3 protein-coding genes and 1 other annotated feature are annotated in these 5,324 nt (G+C 47.9%); of the genes, 2 read left to right on the top strand and 1 reads right to left on the bottom strand.

The genetic code is table 11. The annotated features are described in order from the left end of the window. Window positions 1–57 precede the first annotated feature (57 nt). Window positions 58–607: a sequence feature (16S ribosomal RNA rRNA prediction is too short), on the bottom strand. A gap of 644 nt (window positions 608–1,251) precedes the next feature. After that, on the bottom strand, window positions 1,252–2,670 hold the full coding sequence (locus AKL11_RS07410) for a Na+/H+ antiporter NhaC family protein (protein WP_216636433.1): 1,419 nt from the start codon (window positions 2,668–2,670) through the stop codon (window positions 1,252–1,254). Between the two features lie 300 nt (window positions 2,671–2,970). Between AKL11_RS07410 and AKL11_RS07405 the strand changes: the two genes are divergently transcribed. Both AKL11_RS07405 and AKL11_RS07400 read left to right on the top strand, forming a co-directional pair. Further along, window positions 2,971–4,530 carry a SulP family inorganic anion transporter gene (locus tag AKL11_RS07405; RefSeq protein ID WP_067515935.1) on the top strand — a complete coding sequence of 520 codons (1,560 nt, stop codon included), beginning with the start codon at window positions 2,971–2,973 and terminating at the stop codon, window positions 4,528–4,530. A 173-nt stretch (window positions 4,531–4,703) separates the two neighbouring features. After that, entirely contained in the window at window positions 4,704–5,129 is a 426-nt protein-coding gene (locus AKL11_RS07400; protein ID WP_067515934.1) for an Mpo1 family 2-hydroxy fatty acid dioxygenase, read from the top strand. The last annotated feature ends 195 nt before the right edge of the window (window positions 5,130–5,324 follow it).

Below are 5,324 nucleotides of genomic sequence, written 5' to 3'. Positions count from 1 at the left end.
GGGCTTTCACATCCAACTTAAGTAGCCGCCTACGCACGCTTTACGCCCAGTAATTCCGATTAACGCTCGCACCCTCCGTATTACCGCGGCTGCTGGCACGGAGTTAGCCGGTGCTTCTTCTGCGAGTAACGTCACAGAYYAAAGGTATTAACTTTAAYCCTTTCCTCCTCGCTGAAAGTGCTTTACAACCCTAAGGCCTTCTTCACACACGCGGCATGGCTGCATCAGGCTTTCGCCCATTGTGCAATATTCCCCACTGCTGCCTCCCGTAGGAGTCTGGGCCGTGTCTCAGTCCCAGTGTGGCTGATCATCCTCTCAGACCAGCTACGGATCGTCGCCTTGGTAGGCCTTTACCCCACCAACAARCTAATCCGACGCAGGCTCATCTGATAGCGAAAGGTCGGCAAGCCGATCCCCTCCTTTCCCCCTTAGGGCGTATGCGGTATTAATCCGGATTTCTCCGGGCTATCCCCCACTACCAGGCAGATTCCTACGTGTTACGCACCCGTCCGCCGCTCGTCAGCAGAAAGCAAGCTTTCCCTGTTACCGCTCGACTTGCATGTGTTAGGCCTGCCGCCAGCGTTCAATCTGAGCCATGATCAAACTCTTCAGTTTAAATCGTTTTGCTGAACACCTTTCCGAAGAAACTCTTCAGAAGAGATGTCAACCGCTCAACATTCTCATGAACGTCACATTTTATTTAACTGTCTGTGAAGACAGCTGAATTAACGAGTGTTCACTTGATTGATCAAGCATTCAAAGTTTTTGAAAGAGACTCTTTATACAGGTACAAATTATACAAGTACAAAGAGAAGCTTTCTTAACCGATGCAATCGCACAAGCGCCCACACGAATTGTCTGATATCTTGTTAAAGAACCTGATTAGTGCGTGCCGAAGCGCGTCTTATCTAATCTCCAACCGGCGATGGTGCCGATCAGCGAGGCCGCTATCATACCGAAGCGGCTTTCGTTGTCAAGCGACTTGTTTTTCCGAAGAAGTAAGAAGCTTTTCAACTCACTGACGTTGTCGTTCAGACCGTGTCAGCGGAGGCGCATATTACCGCGCTGGGTGATTTTGTCAACCGGTCATTCAACCTTGTTTYTCAAAACCCTCTTCTCGTTCAGCACTGCTGTCCGGAAGAGCTGCGTATACTATATAACCACACCGCTGTTAGCCAGATGGATTAATACCTATTCTTAGTTTTCTTTTCCCAGTATTGCTAATAGGCAATCGTCGTCTACCTTCCCGCCTTATATATACATGACCGCAAGCCAGGCAAATAGCATCAACCCAATGTTAGCGTGAAACATCGTTGGCAGAATGGTGTCTTTGACCAGATCGTGCTGACCATCAGCATTCAATCCGCTGGTAACACCAAGCGTCAAAGTTGATGCCGGTGAACCGGCATCGCCCAAGGCCGCAGAAGCACCCAGCATAATTATGGTTGCGGCTAAGGAGAAACCGGACTCAAAGCAAAGCGGAAGATAGATGGGTGCTAATATAGGCACGTTGGCAAATGAATCGCCAAAACCTATGGTGATAATGAAGCCAATCACCAGCATAAGTAGCACTGCGATTTCCCGGTGACGGCTTATCCACCCCACAGAGCTGCTCACTAAAGCGTCGATGCCTCCGGTCGCTTTGAGCACACCAGCAAAACCTGACGCGATGGTGATGATGATACTGATCTGAACCATCATCCGCATACCATCAGTAAACAGCGAATCTTGTTCTTTCCATTGAACCTGCCCAGTCAGGGACAAGATCAAAAAGCCAAGAATAGCGCCGAGCATGATCGAGTCATAATAAAGTTGGATCAGCACAACAACGATTATAGAAAGCAGAACATACACATGATCTGTGATCGTCGTCTTTCTCTCTAAAGGCGACTGGTGGCTTATATTTATTGATTCGTAGCTTCTTGGTCTACGATGGCTCCAAAAGACAGAAATCATCAAACCAACCAAAATTCCGGCAGCCGGAATCAGCATACTCCCCACCAGCTGATCTTCCGTCACCATAAAACCATAATGCTGGGCTGTTGCATTAATCGCCGGCGCCATAATGCCCTTCAGAAAGATACCACCAAAACCAAAGGGTATCGTCAGATAAGTCATGCTGATAACGCACACCAGAAGACACGCCAGCAGCCTTCTATCTAACTGCAACTTATTAAATGTACCAAGTAATGGTGGAATCAGGATTGGCATAAAGGCGATATGAATGGGGATAAGAGTTTGAGAGAGAGCCCCAATCACCCCAAAGACAAGAATAATCTTCAGCCTGACTCTGTTAGTTTTTCCATTCTGAATAAACCGCTCAAACCATTGACTGAAGTGTTCAATCAATCCGGTTCGAAATATGGCCATCGCATAGGCTCCGACCATGGCATAGGTAATACCGACTTCTGCCCCTGGCTGCAGGTGGTCGTTCATCGTGCCAATAACATCCGTCAGAGTCATACCACTGTGCACACCACCCAAAAGTGCTGCAATAATGATGGCGACAGGAACAGGAATTCTAACCAGGCAGAGAGCCATCATGACGCCAACTGCCAACAGTACCGGGTTAATAAGAGACCAATCTGGTACCACAACGGTGGTCATCACAACGATTACGCCACATAATAGCGTTACCTTTCCTATTAATGCTTCCGGTTTCTCCATCATGCTTCGTTGCCTTTAAAGAGCCGCTTATTTAAAATGCCCGCGCAGCAAAGGCTCTATTTTCAGCCGAGCACCTAAGCACCCAGCCATATGCAATCGAATATTTCTGGGTATTCATGCTGGCTTTTTAGACCAGCAACCATGACCCATGTTCAAAGAAGATCTCATCATTTTCTCCGAGCAGTTTCATTCAGCCCTTTGGGGCATTAACAATTACAAAAATTCAACGATACCCAATAAGTCATTCATCGTGTTGCACCCGCCGAGTCGGCGATATCAACCCAAGTTTTCTGGAGAATTCACTTGTTTGAACCCAACGTCAGAAACGTTGCCACTATAAAGAACGACCTGCTTTCGGGTTTGACCGTGGCATTGGCCCTGGTTCCAGAGGCCGTCGCATTTGCATTTGTCGCCGGTGTCGAACCACTGGTTGGTCTTTACGCCGCCTTTCTTGTCGGTCTGATTACTGCCGCCATTGGCGGACGCCCGGGAATGATTTCCGGCGCCACCGGTGCACTTGCCGTCGTGATGGTCAGTCTGGTTGCTATCCACGGCGTTCAGTATCTTTTTGCCACCGTGGTGTTGATGGGTATTCTGCAAATGCTTGCCGGCGCCTTCAAGCTGGGCAAATTTATTCGAATGGTTCCGCACCCGGTCATGCTGGGCTTTGTAAACGGTCTGGCGATTGTGATCTTTCTGGCGCAACTCAGTCAGTTTGGTGCTCAGGGCGAAGCGGGCTGGCTGACGGGCACCTTCCTTGAAAACAGTGTGGTGGATGTGGCCTGGATGGGCGGTACTGAGTTGTACCTGATGCTGGGTCTGGTTGCGTTGACTATGGCTATTATTCACTTCCTGCCAAAACTGACCACCGCTATTCCTTCTTCACTGGCAGCTATCCTCGTTGTTACCGGTGTCGCACTGACGTTAAACCTTGATACAAAAAGTGTTGGTGATGTTGCAGGAATTGCCGGTGGCTTGCCTTCTTTCAGCATTCCTTCAGTGCCTTTTACCTTTGAGACACTGGCGATTATTTTCCCTTATTCTCTGATTCTTGCCGCTATTGGCATCATCGAATCGCTGCTGACATTGCGAATGGTGGATGAAATCACCGAGACTCACGGCAGCAGTAACCGCGAATGTGTTGGTCAGGGTGTTGCCAATGTTGTGACGGGTTTCTTCGGTGGCATGGGTGGCTGTGCCATGATTGGTCAGAGCATGATCAACGTAAACTCAGGCGGTCGTGGTCGTTTATCCGGTATTTCCGCTGCGTTGTTCCTGCTGTCCTTTATTCTGTTTGCCTCTTCATTAATAGAGATGATTCCGGTTGCGGCTCTGGTGGGCGTTATGTTCATCGTTGTCATCGGAACTTTTGAGTGGAGTAGCTTCCGAATCATGAACAAAGTGCCAAAGGGTGATGCCTTTGTACTGGTTCTTGTTTCTGTGGTGACTGTGCTGACCGATCTGGCGGTTGCCGTTATCGTGGGTGTCATTGTCTCTGCCCTGATTTTCGCCTGGAAGCACGCCAAGCACATCCGGGTGGAGAAGCAGGATGACCAAGATGGTTCAACCATTTACAACATCCACGGCCCATTGTTCTTTGGCTCGACCACGCACTTTTTAGAGCAGTTCACACCGAGAGACGACAATGAGAATGTCATTATCGATTTTCAGGATTCCAAAGTAAGCGATCATTCCGGTCTTGAAGCTATTGATACGCTGGCAGAACGTTACCTGAACAGCGGCAGGAAATTACACATCCGACATCTGAGTCCAGACTGCAGAAAGCTTCTCAGCAAAGCGGGCAATATGGTTGAAGTGAATGTGATTGAAGATCCGAAATATTTTGTGGCGACTAACGCCTGATCATCCACATAGCCCGGCGATACAGTCGGGCTTTTTTTATCCGCAACTATCTATTCACAACTATCTAAAAAAGACTCGCTCAGACTTACTCCCCACAATTGCGGACCATAGTTCTGATTTGATAAAGTGATCCTGTCTGTCCATAACAAGAAAACCAAAGAGGCAACTGCATCATGAAAACCATCGAACAATGGTTCAGTGAGTACGGCGAAAGTCACCAGAACAAAACCAATAAGCTCATCCACTGGATTTGTGTTCCAGCCATTCTTTTCAGCATTGTTGGTATTATCTGGGCATTCAGTCCGATTGCCGCCTGGGTGATGATGGCAGTGACCATGCTGTTTTATTTCAAACTCTCTTTTAAGTTGTCATTGGCGATGATTCTGATCTTTGCAGCATCCGCTGCACTGTCTCAGGCGCTGGGTGCTTATGTGCTGGAGGTCAGTATTGGGATTTTTGTCGTGGCGTGGATATTTCAGTTTGTTGGTCACAAGGTCGAAGGGAAGAAGCCTTCATTCTTTGATGATCTGAAATTTCTGCTGATCGGCCCGCTGTGGTGTCTTGGCTTTTTGTTCCGAAAATTGAATATCAGTTATTAATTAGTACTTTTCTAATATGAATAACTAACAGCAATGCTTAAGAGGGTTTTTACTCACTGTATTGCTGTATCTGTATCTGTATCAGCCCAGCCACCTCTGGGCTGCACTGTATCAGAACAAAAGTATACCTGTCCTTTCATATCCGTAATGCTACAGCAATTCCCGCTCTTTCCTGAACCCTAACAGCTGCAAGAT

The sequence above is a fragment of the Endozoicomonas ascidiicola genome, assembly GCF_001646945.1.
Taxonomy (GTDB): Bacteria; Pseudomonadota; Gammaproteobacteria; order Pseudomonadales; family Endozoicomonadaceae; genus Endozoicomonas; species Endozoicomonas ascidiicola.
Note: the sequence above shows the minus strand (reverse complement) of the source record. Positions and strands in the feature narration are given on the sequence as shown.